Origin of the sequence: Leifsonia sp. (assembly GCF_051955155.1) — a bacterium.
Classification (GTDB): Bacteria; Actinomycetota; Actinomycetes; order Actinomycetales; family Microbacteriaceae; genus Leifsonia.
The window spans coordinates 45,849-63,720 of the sequence record NZ_JBQCGZ010000008.1; the positions used below are offsets into that span (position 1 = coordinate 45,849).

Consider the following 17,872-nt stretch of genomic DNA (forward strand, 5'->3'; position numbering starts at 1 on the left):
CATGGAACAGCGCACACTTGGCAGGACGGGCCGGCAGGTCTCCGTCGTCGGACTCGGAACCTGGCAGCTCGGCGCCGACTGGGGCGACGTGTCGGAGGCGGACGCGATGGCGGTGCTGGATGCGGCGACCGCGTCCGGCGTCACCTTCTTCGATACCGCGGACGTCTACGGCGACGGGCGCAGCGAGCAGCTGATCGGCCGCTACCGCGCCGCGCATCCCGAGCTGCCGCTCACCGTCGCCACCAAGATGGGGCGGCGCGAGGAGCAGGACCCGGCGAACTTCACGCTCGCGAAGTTCCGGGAGTGGACGGACCGCTCGCGCCGGAACCTCGGCGTCGACACCCTGGACCTCGTCCAGCTGCACTGCCCGCCGACGCCGGTGTTCTCCTCCGACGCCGTATACGACGCACTGGACTCGCTGGTCGCCGATGGCGCGATCGCGAGCTACGGGGTCAGCGTCGAGACCTGCGCCGAGGCGCTCGCCGCGATCGCGCGGCCGGGCACGGCGAGCGTACAGATCATCCTGAACGCGTTCCGGCTCAAGCCGCTCGACGAGGTGCTGCCCGCCGCCCGCGAGGCCGGCGTCGGGATCATCGCGCGCGTCCCGCTCGCGTCCGGCCTGCTGAGCGGCCGCTACACCGAGTCGACGCGGTTCGCGGCCGACGACCACCGGAACTACAACCGGCACGGCGAGGCGTTCGACGTCGGCGAGACCTTCTCGGGCGTCGACTACGAGACCGGCGTGCAGGCCGCCCGCGCGTTCGCGGCGCTCGCGCCGGAGGGCGTGGCGCCCGCCCAGGCGGCGATCGCGTGGATCATCGCGCAGGACGGCGTGACCTCGGTCATCCCCGGCGCCCGCTCACCCGAGCAGGCCCGGCTCAACGCGGCCGCCGCCGACGTCCGCCTCCCCGCCACGTTCGACGCCGCCGTCCACGCCCTCTACGACACCCGCCTCCGCCCCACCATCCACCCCCGCTGGTAGCCCGCCCGCCGAGCGGTGACATCACGTCGCCACCCGGCCGGTATTTCCGCCACTGCTCACCGTTCGAGACCCAGAGCTCGACGGACACGGGTGAGGAGGGTGGCGGGGGTGGCCAGGTCGGAGGCGGTCACGCGGATGACCCGCCACCCCAGGTCCTCCAGACGGCCCTGACGATGAATGTCCTTGTGCCACTGCGCCCTGTCCGTCCGGTGATGGTCGCCCTCGTACTCCACCGCGATGCGCTGGTCCTCGTAGGCGAGGTCCACGCGAGCGACGAAGCGCCCCTGAAGATCGAAGACGTTGACGTTCAACGCCGACGGTGGGAGGCCCGCGTCATGGAGGAGGACGCGAAGCAGACTCTCGCTCGGCGATTCCGCTCCCGCCCTGATAAGAGGAAGGGCAAGGCGTGCCACCGAAAGTCCGCGGCGTCCTCGGGATGCGGCGAGCGCCGTCTCCAGCGACGCGGGGGTCGCGAAGCCGTGCGCCACGAAGTAGTCGCCGACGGCGACGAGGTCCGGACGCGTGAGCATGGCAGCGGCATCCAGCCACGACTGTTCCGGCGCGATCACCGGTAGTCCGCGATGCGACCGGACGACGATGCTCCGGGTGACGTGGCCGGCGACCCCGTGGATCTGCGGTGCCCGGGTCGGCGCGGCGACGGTGACGTGGATACGCGGGTCCCGTCTCATCCGCGCGGGAAGCGGTGCGCCATACAGTTCCAGCGCGGTCGAATGACTGAACGCCAGATCGGAGCGGTGGAGCCGGAGGGCGCGGCAGCGTTGCGCGAGTTCTGCATCGGCCGGGACGCGGAATCCGCGGACCGGGCGCGCGAGATCGGCCGCACGGAGACGGCTCCTCGGCACCCCCAGAGCGTCGGAGTCCCCGACCGAGACCGCCGCGCGCTCGAGCGCGCCGGGGAGGGGAGTTGGTGGGCGACCCATCTCCCCACCCTGCACAATCCGGTGCCGCACCGTCCGAATCTCTCCACAGCCCCGAATCGAGTGGTGACAAACGGCGGCTATCCGAGCCGAGTGGTGACATGATGTCACCACTCACCGCTACGAGGGCTGGACGGGGACGGGTTCGGTGTCGGGGATGGGCGAGGCGTCGCGGCCGCGGAGGTCGGGGTGGAAGCGGTGCGCGAGGGCGGGGACGATGAAGCCGACGAGCGCGAACGCGCCGGCGACCCAGAACGCGCCGATCGCGCCGCTCGAGTCGATGAGGAAGCCGGCGACGGCGGAGCCGAGCGCCGCGCCGATCAGCTGGCCGGTGCCGACCCAGCCGTAGGCCTCCGCGGTGTCCGAGAACTTGACGCTCGCCGACACGATCGCGAACAGCACCGCGAGGGCGGGCGCGATGCCGAGGCCGGCGATCAGCAGCGTGAGCGACAGGCCCCACCACGACCACAGCATGAAGGTGGAGAGCACGACGCCGACGAAGACGATGAGCATCCGGCGCGCGGTCGCCCACGGCCCGATCGGCACGTGTCCGAACGCGAGACCGCCGACCAGCGAGCCGAGCGACCAGATCGCGAGCACGATGCCGGCCAGCGGAGAGCCCTCGCCGAAGGTCGCGACGACACCCGCCTCGACCGCGGCGCACGAGCCGATCAGCAGGAAGCCGACCACGGTCGCCAGCAGCACCGGCGGCCGGGCGAGAACGACGCCGAACCGGCGCTTGCTGCGCGGGATGCGCACGCGGCCGACCTCGGGGGAGGCGATGAACCAGAAGCCGCCGAGCAGCATGATCGCCACCGACATCAGGATGCCCTCGACGGTGCCGATCTGGGTCGAGACGAAGGTGATCGCCACCGGGCCGGCGATCCAGATGATCTCCTGCGACGATGCGTCGAGCGAGAACAGCGGGGTGAGCTGCCGGGAGTTGACCATCTTCGGATAGATGGTGCGCACCGCCGGCTGGATAGGCGGCATGCTGAGCCCGGCGAAGAACGCGACCGCCATCGTGACGGGGACGGGCATGACGAAGACGCCGATCGCCGCGACGGCCGCCGCGCACAGGGCGAGCGTCGTCCACAGTACGACGCGCATCCCGAGCACGCCCATCAGGCGGCTCGTCATCGGTCCGGCGATGGCCTGGCCGATGCTCATGGCGCCGAGCACGAGCCCGGCCGCCCCGTACGAGTGGTGGATGCGCTCGATATGGAGCAGGAACGCGAGCGAGAGCATGCCGAACGGGAACCGGGCGGTCAGCTGGGCGGCGATGATCCGCGCGACGCCCGGCGTCTTCAGAAGGCTCGAGTAGGTGCTCACAAGACTCCAACTCTATCGGTCGGCACCGACTCCGGACGAGGTCCCGCGAGGCGCGATGAGGGTGTGGAAATGTGCATAACTTTCCCACATCTGTGGATGACACGCCCACTAGATGTGGGGGCATGGAAATGTCGGTGCCCCGCTATATAGTGGTTCAGCACGGAGGCGCACCGGCCGGTCCACGGGGATGACCGGGTGCGGAATCCAGCAGGCCAGCCGCTCATTCCAGCGGCACATCGAGAGGGAGAGAACGTGGCTATCACTGTCGTGAAGCGCAACGGAGAGCGCGAGCCGTACGACGCGAACAAGATCAACCTGGCGATCGAGCACGCCGCCGCCGGGCTGGACGAGAACATCACCTGGGTCACCCAGATCGCGAGCGAGCTCGAGCTGACCCTGTTCGACGGCATCACCACCCAGCAGCTCGACGAGGCGGTCATCCAGGTCGCGCTGCAGAACGTCAAGGACGACCCCGCGTTCGACACCGTCGCCGCCCGCCTGCTCCTCAAGACGATCTACAAGCGCGTCCTCGGCGACTACGAGAGCTTCGACGAGCTGGTCGAGCTGCACAGCTCCCACTTCCGCGCCTACATCGAGCGCGGCGTCGCGGAGACGCTGCTCGACTCCCGCTTCACCTCCCTCTTCGACCTCGACCGCCTCGCCGGCTACCTCGACCCGTCGCGCGACGAGCTGCTCAAGTACATCGGCGTGGTCACGCTCAACAACCGCTACGGCATCAAGGCCCGCAATGGCGACTCGCTCGAGGTCCCGCAGTACTTCTGGATGCGCATCGCGATGGGCCTCTCCCTCAACGAGGCCGACCCCACCAGCCACGCGATCGCCTTCTACGACAAGATGTCGAAGCTCGAGTACCTCGCCGCCGGCTCCACGCTCGTGAACGCGGGCACTGCCTACCCACAGCTCTCCAACTGCTTCGTCATGGAGATGCAGGACGACATCGAGCACATCGCCAAGTCGGTCCGCGACGTCATGTGGCTCACCAAGGGCACCGGCGGCATCGGCCTCTCGGTCACCAAGCTGCGCGCGCAGGGCTCGCCGATCCGCTCCAACAACACCACCTCCACCGGCCCGATCCCGTTCATGCACACGATCGACTCCGTGCTGCGCGCGGTCAGCCGCGGCGGCAAGAAGTTCGGCGCCCTCTGCTTCTACATGGAGAACTGGCACATGGACTTCCCGGAGTTCCTGGATCTGCGTCAGAACTCGGGTGACCCCTACCGCCGCACCCGCACCGCGAACACCGCGGTCTGGATCAGCGACGAGTTCATGAAGCGTGTCCAGAACGACCAGGACTGGTACCTCTTCGACCCGCTGGAGGTCGCCGACCTCAACGAGCTCTACGGCAAGGAGTTCTCGGAGCGCTACCAGCACTACATCGACGAGGCCGAGGCCGGCAACCTGCGGATGTTCAAGAAGATCAGCGCCCGCGCGCAGTTCAAGGACATCCTGATGAGCCTGCAGACCACCAGCCACCCGTGGCTGACCTGGAAGGACACCATCAACAACCGTGCTCTGAACAACAACACGGGCACGATCCACCTCTCCAACCTGTGCACCGAGATCACGCTGCCGCAGGACCGCGACAACGTGTCGGTCTGCAACCTGGCCTCGATCAACCTGTCGCGCCACCTGGTCGACGGCAAGATGGACTTCGCCCGCATCGAGGAGAGCGCCCGCCAGGCCGTCCGTCAGCTGGACAACCTCATCGACATCACCGTGTCGAGCGTTCCGGAGGCGGACTTCTCCAACCAGCAGAACCGCGCGATCGGCCTCGGCGTGATGGGCTTCACCGACGTCGTCGAGAAGCTCGGCCTCAGCTACGAGAGCGAGGAGGCGTACGCGCTGATCGACGAGATCATGGAGCACGTCTCCTACGCGGCGATCGACGAGAGCGCCGACCTCGCCCAGGAGCGCGGCGCGTACCCGAACTTCGAGGGCTCGCGCTGGTCGCAGGGCCTGGTGCCCTACGACTCGATCGCGCTGACCGAGGCCGACCGCGGCACCCCGATCACGGTGGACCGCACCATCCGCCTCGACTGGGACCGCCTGCGCGAGAAGGTCAAGGGCGGCATGCGCAACGCCACCCTGATGGCGATCGCCCCGACCGCGTCCATCGGCCTCGTCGCCGGCACCACCCCCGGCTTCGACCCGCAGTTCTCGCAGATCTTCAGCCGCTCGACCTCGTCCGGCAAGTTCCTCGAGGTCAACCGCAACCTGGTCTCGGCTCTGCAGGAGCGCGGGCTGTGGGAGGAGACCCGCGAGTCCATCCTGCGCTCGCAGGGCGACATCCAGGGCATCGCGGCCATCCCGGACGAGATCAAGGCGGCCTTCAAGACCAGCTTCCAGCTCTCGCCGTACGCCTTCATCGAGGTGGCCGCCCGTGCCCAGAAGTGGATCGACCAGGCCATCAGCCGCAACATGTACCTCGAGACGCGCGACCTCGGCGACATGATGGACATCTACTACGCAGCGTGGGAGAAGGGCGTCAAGACCACCTACTACCTGCACATGAAGCCGCGTCACCAGGCCGAGCAGTCGACCGTCAAGGTGAACAAGTCCGAGGAGATCTCGGGCGGCCGCAAGGGCTTCGCGAGCGTCGGCGCCGCGGCGCCCGCCACCCCGGCCGCCGAGAGCGCCTCGGCACCCGCCCCCGCCGCTCCCGCCCGTCGCGGGTTCGGCTTCGGAGGCCTGAGCACGTCGAACACCGCGGGGGGTGACAAGTGATGAACAGCACCCGAGTGGAGGAGTACTACGTGCCGGTCGACCCGATGGACGACCTGCAGTGCGAGTCCTGCCAGTGATCCGACCCGGCGACCGAGCCTGAGCAACACAGAGGAGAGAAACACCATGGGCATCCTGGGAACGGGAATCGAAGAGGGCCTGCTGCTGAAGCCCGTCAAGTACCAGTGGGCGATGGACCTGTACGACCAGGCCGTCGCGAACACCTGGTTCCCGAACGAGATCCAGCTGGGCGAGGACATCGCGGACTTCAAGAAGATGACCGACGAGGAGCGCCACGCCGTCACCTTCCTGATGAGCTACTTCAACCCGAACGAGCTCCTCGTGAACAAGGCGCTCGCCTTCGGCGTGTACCCCTACATCAACGCGGCGGAGGCGCACCTCTACCTCGCCAAGCAGATGTGGGAGGAGGCGAACCACTGCATGTCGTTCGAGTACGTCCTGGAGACGTTCCCGATCGACCGCGAGCAGGCCTACAACTCCCACGTCGACGTGCCGTCGATGGCGAAGAAGGAGGAGTTCGAGGTCACGTTCATCAAGCGGATGACGGAGCAGGCGCTCGACATCACGACGACCGAGGGCAAGCAGGACTTCATCCGCAACCTCATCGCGTACAACGTGATCCTCGAGGGCATCTGGTTCTACTCCGGCTTCATGGTGGCGCTCTCGTTCCGCCAGCGGAACCTGCTGCGCAACTTCGGCTCGCTGATCGACTGGGTGGTGCGCGACGAGTCGCTGCACCTGAAGTTCGGGATCAACCTCATCCTCACGGTGCTCGAGGAGAACCCCGACCTGCAGACCCCGGAGTTCGCCGCCGAGATCAAGCAGATGATCCTGGACGCCGTTGAGATGGAGGAGCAGTACAACCGCGACCTCCTGCCCGGCGGCATCCTGGGCCTGAACGCCAACTACATCAACCAGTACGTCAAGTACCTGGCCGACCGCCGCCTGGAGGAGCTGGGCTTCGAGGCCGAGTACAAGGTCTCCAACCCGGCCAAGTGGATGGCGACCGCCAACGACACGCTGGAGCTCGTGAACTTCTTCGAGTCCACGAACACCTCCTACGAGTCGAACGCGAAGGCCTCCACCGGCCGCTGACGCGTCGCACCGAGAAAGCGGGCGGCTTCGAAATCTCGAAGCCGCCCGCTTTTGCACGTCTGCACGTATTCCGGCCCCACTAGGATGCAGCTGGGCTCGACGAGCGAGCCCATCGCTATCGAGGGGGAACGATGATTCGTCGTGCAGGCGTGGCCGTGGCTCTGGCCGCGGCGGTCGGTCTGCTGGCGGGCTGCGCGACTGCGCCCGCCGCAACGCAGGCGATCGGTAAGAGTGCGGAGCCGGCCGGGCTCACGGCGCCCAGGCCGTCGGCGCCGGAGGGTCCGGCGACGCCCGCGCCCACGCCGGCTCCTGGCACAGGTGACGCCACGCTCGGCCCGGACGACCCGTCCGCCCTCCCGCAGGGGCTGAGCGCCGCGGTGCAGCGCGACCTCGGGATCTCGCCGCAGCACTACCTCGAGCAGGCGCAGACGGCGGCGACGGCGTCGAACATCCTGCCCGAGCTGGAGAAGACCGGCGTGAAGCCGGCCGATGTCTGGATCGACGACACGACGATCCGGGTGCACACGACCACCGCGACGCAGGAGAAGGCCGTCGCCGCGCTCGGCGCCGAACCGACGGCGGCGACCCCGCCCGCGGCGCCGGAGACCTCGAAGCCGTTCTCGTCGTACGACAACCTCGACAACGGCCAGGGCTGGTACCTCGAACTCAACGCCGACTACATCTCCATCTGCTCGACCGGCTTCAACGGCTTCCGCGGGGGAGTGAAGACGCTCGTGACGGCGGGCCACTGCCTGCTCGCCAACGACCCCGTGCCCGCGGACCCGGTGACCGCGTACCGCTACAACCAGACCAAGCCGAACCAGGACGCGACCGCGGCGGGCAAGCCGATCGGCGACCTCGACTCCTCGTCCTTCGAGTTCGGCGGGAACCGCGACGCCGGCCTCATCCCGGTGACGGGCAGCGCGCAGACCCCGCGCCCGCTCACCTCGACCTGGAACGGCAGCACGCTGCCGGTCCGGGGCACGATCACGGCGACCACCGGCGCATCCATCTGCAAGTCCGGGCGCACCACCGGCTGGACCTGCGGCAAGGTGGTCTCGGTGAACGAGATCGTGACGGTGGACGCCGACGACAACGGCAACAACGGCAAGGACGTCAACTCCATCATCACCACGATGTGCATGTACCACGGCGACAGCGGCGGTGCGGCGATGATCGGCAACTACGCCGTCGGCGTCAACTCCGCGGGATCGTGGTCGAGCGCCGCCTGCAAGGACACGGGCGCATTCTCGACCGTCTTCCCGATGCAGGGTTCCGCCGACAGCATCATGGGCGTGCACACCGACTGGGAGCCGGCCGTCCAGCTAGACGCCCCGTCGATCTCGAATGTGGCGGGCGACACCGGCGCCGCCGTGATCTCCGGCTCGCTGACGAACTCCACGACGGCGGACTCGGTCATCGTGACGGTCGACGGCGCGGCCACGCCGACCGGCACCGCGCCGGTCGCGGCGAACGGGAGTTGGTCGCTGCCGGTCAGCTCGCTCTCGCAGGGGATGCACCTGGTGTCCGCGGTCGCCGCCTACGGCTCGAACAGCCGATCGGCGACCGCGACGACGGCCGTGCGCGTCGGAACGGTGCCGAGCGATCGCCTCTCCGGTGCCGACCGGTATGCCCTCGCGGTCTCGGTCTCGAAGGAGGCGTTCCCCGGCACCGCGGACACGGTGTACATCGCCAGCGGCGAGAACTTCCCGGACGCGCTCGTCGCCGGTCCGGCGGCGACCAGGCAGGGCGGTCCGGTGCTCCTGACGCGGCCAGGGGCGATGCCGACGGCGGTGTCGGACGAGGTCAAGCGTCTGAAACCGACGGACATCGTCATCGCCGGGGGGCCGGCCTCGGTGTCGCCGGCGGTCGAGCAGGCTCTCACCGACATCGTCGGCGTGGGTCACGTCGTCCGCTACGCGGGTGCGGACCGCTACGCCGTCGCCAGGGCGCTGGTGTCCGGGGTGTATGCGAAGCCGGGCGCTCCTGCGGTGAGCAACCTCTACATCGCGACCGGCCAGGGCTTCCCCGACTCCCTCTCGGCATCCGCAGCGGGCGCCTCCGACGGTTCGCCGGTGCTCACCGTGCGCGGCGACGCGGGGACTCTCGACCAGGCGACGCTGGCGGTCATCGCGAAGCTCCACCCGACGGACATCTCCGTCGTGGGCGGCGCGGGCTCGGTCTCGGCCGGCATCTACACGCAGCTGGCCGGCCTGGTCGGCGGCGCGGCGCACATGCACCGCTACGGCGGAGCCGACCGGTACGAGGCGTCGAAGAACGTCGCGCAGGCGGCCTTCCCCGACGGCGGCGCGGTGTACCTGGCGAGCGGGGAAGTGTTCGCGGACGCTCTCGTCGGCGCCGTGCTGGCGGGCACGAAGCACCAGCCGCTGCTCCTGACCCGCCCGGGCTGCGTCGCCTACTCCGCCGCGCTCGCGATGGGCGGCTGGCAGACGAAGAGCATCACGCTGATCGGCGGACCGGGCTCGATCACGCCGGCGGTCGGAGAAATGACGCGCTGCTGACAGTCGGCAACGACGGGCCGTCTCCGGGCGACCGGCGACCGCCCGTCGTGCGTCCGGCCGGTGCGAGAATGGCCGGGTGACCCCGTTGATCGACGCTGCCGACCTCGCCGCCGCCCTCTCCTCGTCCACGCCGCCGCGGGTGCTCGACGTCCGCTGGAAGCTCGGCGGCCCTCCCGGCGCGCAGGAGTACGCGAATGGCCACATTCCGGGGGCGGTATACGTCGACCTGGACACCGAGCTCGCCGGGCACGGAGAACCCACCGACGGACGGCACCCGCTGCCGGACGAGGCCGACTTCGCCGCCTCCGCTCGGCGCTGGGGGCTGAACGACGCAGACGCGGTCGTTGTCTACGACGCCGTCTCCGGCACCTCGGCGGCCCGGCTGTGGTGGCTGCTTCTGCACGCGGGCGTGGCCGATGTCCGCGTGCTCGACGGCGGGCTCGACGCCTGGGTCGCGGCCGGCGGGCGGCTGGAGACGCAGGGCGCGCGCCCGGAGCCGGGCGGCATCCGGGTGCGCTTCGGGACACTGCCGACCCTGGACGCGGACGCCGCCGCCCGGATGGCGGAAGACGGCGTGCTGCTGGACGCGCGCGCCGCAGAGCGCTTCCGCGGCGAGGTGGAGCCGGTCGACCCGCGTGCCGGGCACATCCCCGGTGCTGTGAGCGCCCCGACGTCGGCGACGCTCGCCGCGGACGGCCGGATGCTCGCCCCGGCGGAGCTCGCCGCGCACTTCGCGGGGCTCGGCGTCGCGCCGGAAACACCGGCGGGCGTGTACTGCGGCTCCGGCGTCACCGCGGCGCACGCGGCGCTCGCGATGGTGACCGCCGGGCTCCCGATGCCGGCGCTCTACCCCGGGTCGTTCTCCGCCTGGTCCAACGACCCGTCCCGGCCCGTGGCGACAGGGGCCTGAGCGGTCGCGGACCGTAATACGGGGCAACAGCAGGTGCGCCGCCCGGCGCGCGGACCTATCGTTCCTGCATGACGACCCTCGACCTCCGCTCCGCCGACCTGCCAGGGAACCTGCCCCTCGGCGAGGTCTGCGACTCGGTGGCCGCCCTCATCGGGAACACACCGGTCGTGGAGCTGCACGCGCTCCCCGCGGGGCTGGAGTCCCGCGTGCTGGTCAAGCTGGAGGGCCGCAACCCTGGCGGCTCGTCGAAGGACCGCATCGCGCTGAACATGATCCGCACCGCAGAGGCGTCGGGCGCGCTGGCGCCGGGGGCGACCATCGTGGAGGCGACGAGCGGCAACACCGGCATCGGGCTGGCGCTCATCGGCCGGCTCACCGGGCATCCCGTCGTCATCGTGCACAGCTCCGACATCTCCGACGAGAAGCGCACGGTGCTCGCCGCCTACGGCGCGCGCCTGGTCGAGGCGGACTGGGACGCCGGGCCGGACGACCCCGCCAACCCGCGCGCCGTCGCCGACCGCATCGCGGCCGAGACCCCGCGCGCGTGGCGTCCCGCCCAGTTCGCCAACGCGGCGAACCCGGAGGCGCACTACCGCGGCACCGGGCCCGAGCTCTGGCGGCAGACCGGAGGCAGGATCACCCACTTCGTCGCCTCGATCGGCACCGGCGGCACCGTGACCGGAACCGGCCGGTACCTCAAGGAGGCCAGCGGCGGGCGCGTGCGCGTCGTCGGCGCGAACCCGGTCGGCTCGACCTACGGCGGCGGCCGGGCCGGACGCATCCTCGTCGACGGGGTCGGGACGGCGTGGCCGCGCGACTTCTGGCCGGAGACCTTCGACCCGACCGTGGTGGACGAGGTGCACACCGTCGAGGACGGCGTCGTCTACCGGACGCTGCGCCGCCTCGCCGCCGAGGAGGCGCTGCTGCTCGGTCCCTCGTCCGCGCTGGCGGTCGCGACGGCCCTGCGGCTGGCGAGGGAGGCGGACCCCGGCTCCGTGATCGTCGCCGTCGCCCCGGACGGCGGTATCAACTACCTCACCAAGGCGTTCGACGACGCGTGGCTCACGGCCGCCGGCGTCGGCATCGACTGACGAAAGGCGCGCGGCGCGACGCATGGCACTTCTGCACTTCGGCTGGTTCCTCGGCGCCGGCTTCGGCGTCCAGGGCTGGGGCGACCCCACGTACGGCATCGGCTACGACTGGCGGCAGCCTCCCGTCTACCAGGACGCCGCGCGGGCGTTCGAGGGCGCCGGCTTCGACCTGTTCATCATCGAGGACGGCGTCGCCGTCCCCGACACCTACGGCGGAACGGCCGAGGTGAACCTCGCAGCGGCGCGGTTCGTCCCGAAGCACGACCCGCTGCCGCTCGTGCCGTATCTGCTCGGCGCGACGAGCAGGCTCGGTGTCGTGCCCACGCTGAGCGCGAGCTTCTACGAGCCGTTCACCGCCGCGCGGCTGCTGAGCACGCTGCAGCACTTCGCCGGCGGCCGGCTCGGCTTCAACGTGGTGACCAGCGGATCGGACCTGGCGGCCCAGAACTACGGGCTCGACAAGCAGGTCGAGCACGACCTGCGCTACGACCGCGCCGACGAGTGGGTGGAGGTGGTGCGCAAGCTCTGGCGGAGCTGGGAGCCGGACGCGATCGTCGAGGACGCCGCGAACGGGGTGTACGCGGACTTCCGCAAGGTGCACACGATCGACCACGACGGCCGGTTCTTCCGCGTGCGCGGACCGCTCAACACCGCGCCGGCAGGGGAGGAGCCGGTCATGGTGCAGGCGGGAGCGTCCGGCCGGGGGCGCGACTTCGCCGGCAAGAACTCGGACGTGGTGCTCGCACTCGCCTCCACCGCCGAGCGGATGCGCGAGTACCGCGACGACATCCGCGCCGTCGCCGCCGCGCACGGCAGAGACCCGGACGCGCTGAAGGTGCTGTTCGTCGTCCAGCCGATCCTGACCGCCAACGCCGAGGAGACCGCGAGCGTGCGCGCCGCCCGAGCCGAGCTGACCCAGGCGGCGATCGACGAGCAGCTGCAGTCCATCTCCTACCTCACCGGCGTCGACTTCAAGACCTTCGATCTGGACGCCCCGCTGCCGGCGATCGAGACCAACAGCAACCGCGGCACCCTGGACAACTTCCTCCGCTCGGCACCGGAGGGCTCGACCCTGCGCGAGATCCTGCAGGCGCGGGCGAAGAAGGACGGGCTCGCGATCGTCGGGACGGCCGACGAGGTGGCCGACCACCTCGCCGAGCTGGGGGAGGCGGTCGGCGGCGACGGCTTCCTGTTCACCGGGCAGGTGCATCCCGCGAACGTGCACCGGACGCTGGACCCGCTGGTCCCCGCGCTGCGCAGGCGCGGCGTGCTGCGCGAGGAGCTCGGCGACGGCGGTCTGCGCTGCAACCTGCTGGACTTCTGATGGTCGTGCGGCTCGGCGCCCGGCCCGCCGCGGTGGACGACATCGCGGCCATCGCCCAGGGCGAGCCTGTGGAGCTGGACGACGTCGCGCTCGCCACGCTGTCCGCGTCCCGCGCGGTGGTCGAACGCGCGATCGCGGCGGGCGAGCCGGTCTACGGCCTGAACCGGCGGCTCGGGGCGGGGCGCGACGACGCGGTCGACCCGGCCGAGTTCGCTGCGTTCCAGCGCCGCACGATCGCGAACCACCGAGGGGGAGTCGGCGACCCGCTGCCCGCGACCGAGGCGCGCGCGGTCGTCGCCGCGCGGCTCGCCGGGTTCGCCCGGGGCGGGGCGGGCGTGCGGGCCGAGTTGGCGGTCGCCTATGCCGATCTGCTGAACGCGGGGCTGGCGCCGCGCATCCCGTCGCGCGGCAGCGTCGGCGCGGCGGACCTGACCGCGCTGGCCGAGGTGGCGGCGGTGGTGACAGCGGAGGGCAGGGTGCTGCCGGACGTGCCGGCCTCGGAGGCGCTCGCGGCCGCGGGGCTGCGACCGGTGGAGCTCGCCGCGCACGAGGCGCTCGCGGCGCTCAGCGCGAACGCGTACAGCGTGGGCGTCGGAGCGCTCGCGGTCCTGGAGGCCGAGGGCGCCGCTTCCGCGGCCGACCGCGCGCTCGCGCTGTCGCTGGAGGCGCTCGGAGCCTCGGGGCCGTCGGGCAACCTCAGTCCGTTCTCGGAGATCGTCGCGGACGCGCGCGGCGGCCCTGGCCAGCGCGCGTCGGCGGCGGCGGTGCGCGCCGCGCTCGAGGGCAGCGCGCTGCACGCGGAGGGGCGGACGGTCACCGTCCAGGATCCGCTCGCGGTCCGGAGCGCGCCGCAGCTGCACGGAGCACTGCGCGAGGCGGTCGCCCGGCTGCGCGCCGAGGTGGACGTCGAGCTCGCGGCGCGGTCGGAGAACCCGGTCGTGGATGTCGCGACGGGGCGGATGGTCTCCGGCGGCAACTTCCAGGCCGTCCCGCTCGCGCTCGCCCTGGAGAACCTGCGGCTCGCGCTCGCGCACGCGGCCGCCGCGTCCGAGCGCCGGACGGCGGCGCTCTCGCTCGCGCTGGCCCCGGCGCGGGCGGCGGGCGGGACGCGCATCCCCGGGCTGCTGCTCTACGCGGCCGCGGACGCGGTCGCGGAGCTGCGGCAGCTGGCCGCGCCGGCGACGCTCGCCAGCACGACGCTCTCCGGGGTGGAGGACCACGCGTCGTTCGCGCCGCTGGCCCTGCGGCTCCTGCAGCGTTCGCTGGCGCTGACCGGCGAGGTCCTGGCGATCGAGGCCCTGCACGCGTCCGACGCGCTCGCGGTCGCCGCCGCCGTGCCGACGGGGGCCGGGACGGCCCCGCTCGCGCGGTCCCTCGACGCCCTCGTCGCGCGCGCCCTCCCCGCCGCCGACCTCGTCCCCGCCGCCCGCGCCCTCCTCTGAGCCGCCCAAAGCCCGCGAGCACAGGAAAAACGTCGCGAATCGGCCCGGATCGCGACGCTTTTCCTGTGCTCGGCGGCCTGGCTAGGGAAGGACCTTGCGGAAGGAGAGGTAGGAGACGGTCTCCCAGTCGGCGTCGAGGTCGAAGAGCGGCGTGTAGCCGAGGGAGAGGTAGAGCGCGACGGCCTCGGGCTGTCGGGCGCCGGTCGTGAGGACCACGGTGTGGATGCCGCGCCGGGCGGCCTCCGCCTCCAGCTCGGTCATCACGCGCCGGGCGAGACCCTGCCGGCGGAAGGCGGAGTGCGTCCACACCCGCTTCACCTCGACGACGCCGTCGCCATCGCCCATGAACGCGCCGCCCGCGACCGGCTGCCCGTCCGCGTCCACCAGCAGCAGGAACGTCCCGCCCTGCTCGGCGGTGAAGCGCTCGGCGGGATACCGGGAGAGCTCCGCCGAGGAGGGGATGCCGTCGTTGAACCCGTAGCGCTCGTCGTACTCGCGAGAGAGCTCCTCGACGAGGGGAGCGGCGAGGGGATCGTCCGGGCGCGTCACGACGACACGCGCGGTGCCGGCCAGTCCGGGTTGCGATTGGGTCACGTCCCGACCCTAACCCGGACGGAGGTCACGACGGGTTCGGGCGTCACAGAACGTCGTCCACAACGGAATCCGCGCAATGAAACGCGAAATGTTCTCGAAACTTGCAGGAAAAGGGCCGTTTCACGCGCGAATTAGTATGCAAGCAATGCATGCAGGCTGGGGTATCCTCCCTTTACCCCTCCTGCACACCTTGCACCAGGAAGAAGGATAACTACCATTATGCGCATCCGAATTGCGGCCCCTGCGGTCGCTCTCGCCGCCGTCGCCGCGCTCGCGCTGACCGGTTGTGTCGACAACTCCACGCCCTCCGGCAGTTCAACGACGAACGCCGCCTCTGACGTGAAGAAGGACGACACGCTCGCGAATCAGCTGCCGGACAAGATCAAGTCCGCCGGGAGCCTCACCGTGGGCATGGACAACACCTACCCGCCGAACGAGTACACGGACGACAACGGCCAGCCCGTCGGCTGGGAGGTCGACTTCACCAACGCCATCGCGGCGAAGCTCGGGCTGAAGGTCAACTACGCCATCGCGAAGTTCGACAACATCATCCCCAGCGTCACCGGCGGCAAGGACGACTTCGGCATGTCCTCGTTCACCGACACGACCGAGCGCGAGCAGCAGGTCGACTTCGTCAACTACTACAACGCGGGCATCCTGTGGGCCTCCGCGAAGGGCAAGACGGTCGACCCCGACAACGCCTGCGGGCTCAAGGTCGCCGTCCAGTCGACCACCTACGAGGACACCGACGAGGTGCCGGCCAAGTCGAAGAAGTGCACCGACGCCGGCAAGCCGGCCATCCAGGCGCTGCGCTACGACAACCAGGACGACGCCACCAACGCGGTGATCCTCGGCAAGGCCGACGCGCTCAGCGCCGACTCGCCCGTCACCCTGTACGCGATCTCCAAGTCCAACGGCAAGCTGCAGGCCGCGGGCAAGACCTTCGACGAGGCGCCGTACGGCATCCCGGTCGCCAAGGACTCCAAGCTCACCCCGGTGCTGCAGAAGACCATCCAGGCGCTGATCGACGACGGCACCTACAAGAAGATCCTCGACAAGTGGGGCGTCGCCGACGGCGCCGTGACCACCGCCGAGATCAACGCCGCCTCGAAGGGCTGATCTCCATGTCGCAGGGCACCCCTGCCGGTCCGGCGGGGGGTGGCGTCCGGGCGCCGGCCGGCGCCCCGCCGTCGGAGCCGATCAAGGCCGTCAAGCTCAAGCACCCCTGGCGGATCTTCTTCGCCGTGGTGCTCATCCTGCTGCTGGTGTGGTTCATCGTGGACGCCGCCCAGCGCGACGCCTACGGCTGGCAGTACGTCGGCAAGTACGTCTTCGACAAGCGCATCAGCGCCGCCGCGCTCGTCACCCTCCAGCTGACGGTCTACTCGATGATCATCGGCGTCATCCTCGGCCTGATCCTCGCGGTCATGCGGCTCTCGCCGAACCCGGTCGTGAAGTCGATCGCGTGGCTGTACCTGTGGATCTTCCGCGGGACGCCTGTCTACGTCCAGCTGGTCTTCTGGGGCCTGTTCTCGCTGATCTACCCGCACGTCTTCCTCGGTGTGCCGTGGACGAACCTCGGCGTGAACTTCGACCTCGGCTTCATGCAGAACGCGTTCATCATCGCCATCGTCGGCCTCGCCCTGAACGAGGCGGCGTACATGGCGGAGATCGTCCGCGCCGGTCTGCTCTCGGTCGACGAGGGCCAGGAGGAGGCGGCGACCGCGCTCGGCATGTCGTGGTGGCAGACGATGACCAGGATCGTCATCCCGCAGGCCATGCGCGTCATCATCCCGCCGACCGGCAACGAGGTCATCTCGATGCTGAAGACCACCTCGCTGGTGGCGGCCATCCCGCTGACCACCGACCTGTACGGTGTCGCGCGCGACATCTCGGCCGTGACCTACACGCCCATCCCGCTGCTCATCGTGGCGTCGCTGTGGTACCTGCTGTTCACGTCCATCCTGATGATCGGGCAGTACTTCCTGGAGAAGCGGTTCTCGCGGGGCGTCAACGCCCGGCGCCCCGACAAGCAGGAGCCGGCGCTCGCGACCGGTGCACTGCCCGCCGCCGGGGCCCCCGACGGCAACGACCTGGGAGGCAAGGGATGACCGACACGACCGTGACCCCGATGGTGCTGGCCGAGGGCGTCTCCAAGAGCTTCGGCTCCAACGAGGTGCTCAAGTCCATCTCCCTCTCCGTGCGGCCGGGCGAGGTGCTCTGCATCATCGGCCCGTCCGGCTCGGGCAAGTCCACGTTCCTGCGCTGCATCAACCATCTGGAGCGCGTGGACGCGGGACGCCTCTCCGTCGACGGCGAGGTGGTCGGCTACCGGCAGCACGGCGACAAGCTCTACGAGCTGAAGCCGAAGGAGGCGAACCGCCAGCGCCGCGAGATCGGCATGGTGTTCCAGCGCTTCAACCTGTTCCCGCACATGACGGCGCTCGAGAACATCATCGAGGCGCCGATCCGCGTGAAGGGCCTGCCGAAGGCGCGCGCCATCGAGCGGGCGAACGAGCTGCTGGCCAGGGTCGGGCTCGCCGACAAGGGCGACCACTACCCGTCGCAGCTGTCCGGCGGTCAGCAGCAGCGCGTGGCGATCGCCCGGGCGCTGGCGATGGACCCGAAGCTGATGCTCTTCGACGAGCCCACCTCGGCGCTCGACCCGGAGCTGGTCGGCGAGGTGCTCGACGTCATGAAGGGCCTGGCGGCCTCCGGCATGACGATGGTCGTCGTCACCCACGAGATGAGCTTCGCCCGCGAGGTCGCCGACCGGGTCGTCTTCATGGACGGCGGCGTGATCGTCGAGGACGGCACCCCCGACCAGGTCATCGGCGACCCGCAGCACGAACGCACCCGCCACTTCCTGTCCCGGCTCC

General features: G+C 70.4%; 14 protein-coding genes. 11 read left to right on the forward strand and 3 right to left on the reverse strand.

Going from position 1 to position 17,872, the window contains the following annotated elements; all coding sequences use genetic code 11:
* Window position 1: 1 nt before the first annotated feature.
* Window positions 2-982 carry an aldo/keto reductase gene (locus ACTHMF_RS00710; protein ID WP_440315885.1) on the forward strand — a complete coding sequence of 327 codons (981 nt, stop codon included), beginning with the start codon at window positions 2-4 and terminating at the stop codon, window positions 980-982.
* A gap of 56 nt (window positions 983-1,038) precedes the next feature.
* Here ACTHMF_RS00710 and ACTHMF_RS00715 read toward each other — a convergent pair whose 3' ends face one another.
* Together ACTHMF_RS00715 and ACTHMF_RS00720 are read right to left on the reverse strand one after the other, a co-directional pair.
* Window positions 1,039-1,845: an endonuclease domain-containing protein gene (locus ACTHMF_RS00715; protein WP_440315886.1), complete on the reverse strand. Its 807-nt coding sequence runs from the start codon at window positions 1,843-1,845 to the stop codon at window positions 1,039-1,041.
* Window positions 1,846-2,040: 195 nt separating this feature from the next.
* Window positions 2,041-3,252: an MFS transporter gene (locus tag ACTHMF_RS00720; RefSeq protein ID WP_314147498.1), complete on the reverse strand. Its 1,212-nt coding sequence runs from the start codon at window positions 3,250-3,252 to the stop codon at window positions 2,041-2,043.
* Between the two features lie 252 nt (window positions 3,253-3,504).
* Between ACTHMF_RS00720 and ACTHMF_RS00725 the strand changes: the two genes are divergently transcribed.
* The 7 genes from ACTHMF_RS00725 to ACTHMF_RS00755 all read left to right on the forward strand — a co-directional run bounded on the left by ACTHMF_RS00725 (window position 3,505) and on the right by ACTHMF_RS00755 (window position 14,399).
* The gene (locus ACTHMF_RS00725) at window positions 3,505-5,997 is read left to right on the forward strand and encodes a ribonucleoside-diphosphate reductase subunit alpha (RefSeq protein ID WP_314147499.1); all 2,493 of its coding nucleotides are present in this window, start codon (window positions 3,505-3,507) and stop codon (window positions 5,995-5,997) included.
* A 123-nt stretch (window positions 5,998-6,120) separates the two neighbouring features.
* Entirely contained in the window at window positions 6,121-7,110 is a 990-nt protein-coding gene (locus ACTHMF_RS00730; protein ID WP_314147501.1) for a ribonucleotide-diphosphate reductase subunit beta, read from the forward strand.
* A 149-nt stretch (window positions 7,111-7,259) separates the two neighbouring features.
* On the forward strand, window positions 7,260-9,632 hold the full coding sequence (locus ACTHMF_RS00735; protein ID WP_440315887.1) for a cell wall-binding repeat-containing protein: 2,373 nt from the start codon (window positions 7,260-7,262) through the stop codon (window positions 9,630-9,632).
* 76 nt (window positions 9,633-9,708) lie between these two features.
* Complete coding sequence (locus tag ACTHMF_RS00740) at window positions 9,709-10,542, forward strand: sulfurtransferase (protein ID WP_440315888.1); 834 nt, start codon at window positions 9,709-9,711, stop codon at window positions 10,540-10,542.
* 68 nt (window positions 10,543-10,610) lie between these two features.
* Window positions 10,611-11,633 (forward strand): PLP-dependent cysteine synthase family protein, encoded by a 1,023-nt coding sequence (locus tag ACTHMF_RS00745; RefSeq protein WP_314149633.1) that lies wholly within the window; start codon window positions 10,611-10,613, stop codon window positions 11,631-11,633.
* Window positions 11,634-11,655: 22 nt separating this feature from the next.
* Window positions 11,656-12,957, forward strand: a complete 1,302-nt coding sequence (locus tag ACTHMF_RS00750; protein ID WP_440315889.1) for an NtaA/DmoA family FMN-dependent monooxygenase — start codon at window positions 11,656-11,658, stop codon at window positions 12,955-12,957.
* Window positions 12,957-14,399, forward strand: a complete 1,443-nt coding sequence (locus tag ACTHMF_RS00755; protein WP_440315890.1) for an aromatic amino acid lyase — start codon at window positions 12,957-12,959, stop codon at window positions 14,397-14,399. The genes ACTHMF_RS00750 and ACTHMF_RS00755 overlap by 1 nt, the downstream gene beginning before the upstream one ends.
* Window positions 14,400-14,480: 81 nt before the next feature.
* Here ACTHMF_RS00755 and ACTHMF_RS00760 read toward each other — a convergent pair whose 3' ends face one another.
* A complete protein-coding gene (locus ACTHMF_RS00760; protein WP_440315891.1) occupies window positions 14,481-14,993 on the reverse strand; it encodes a GNAT family N-acetyltransferase in 513 nt (170 codons plus the stop codon).
* Between the two features lie 219 nt (window positions 14,994-15,212).
* Here ACTHMF_RS00760 and ACTHMF_RS00765 point away from each other — a divergent pair, with 219 nt between their 5' ends.
* The 3 genes from ACTHMF_RS00765 to ACTHMF_RS00775 form a co-directional block, all read left to right on the forward strand.
* Window positions 15,213-16,112 (forward strand): ABC transporter substrate-binding protein, encoded by a 900-nt coding sequence (locus ACTHMF_RS00765; protein WP_440315892.1) that lies wholly within the window; start codon window positions 15,213-15,215, stop codon window positions 16,110-16,112.
* A 5-nt stretch (window positions 16,113-16,117) separates the two neighbouring features.
* On the forward strand, window positions 16,118-17,104 hold the full coding sequence (locus ACTHMF_RS00770; RefSeq protein ID WP_440315893.1) for an amino acid ABC transporter permease: 987 nt from the start codon (window positions 16,118-16,120) through the stop codon (window positions 17,102-17,104).
* A partial coding sequence (locus tag ACTHMF_RS00775) for an amino acid ABC transporter ATP-binding protein (protein ID WP_440315894.1) occupies window positions 17,101-17,872 on the forward strand: 772 nt, incomplete at its 3' end. The genes ACTHMF_RS00770 and ACTHMF_RS00775, both read left to right, overlap by 4 nt.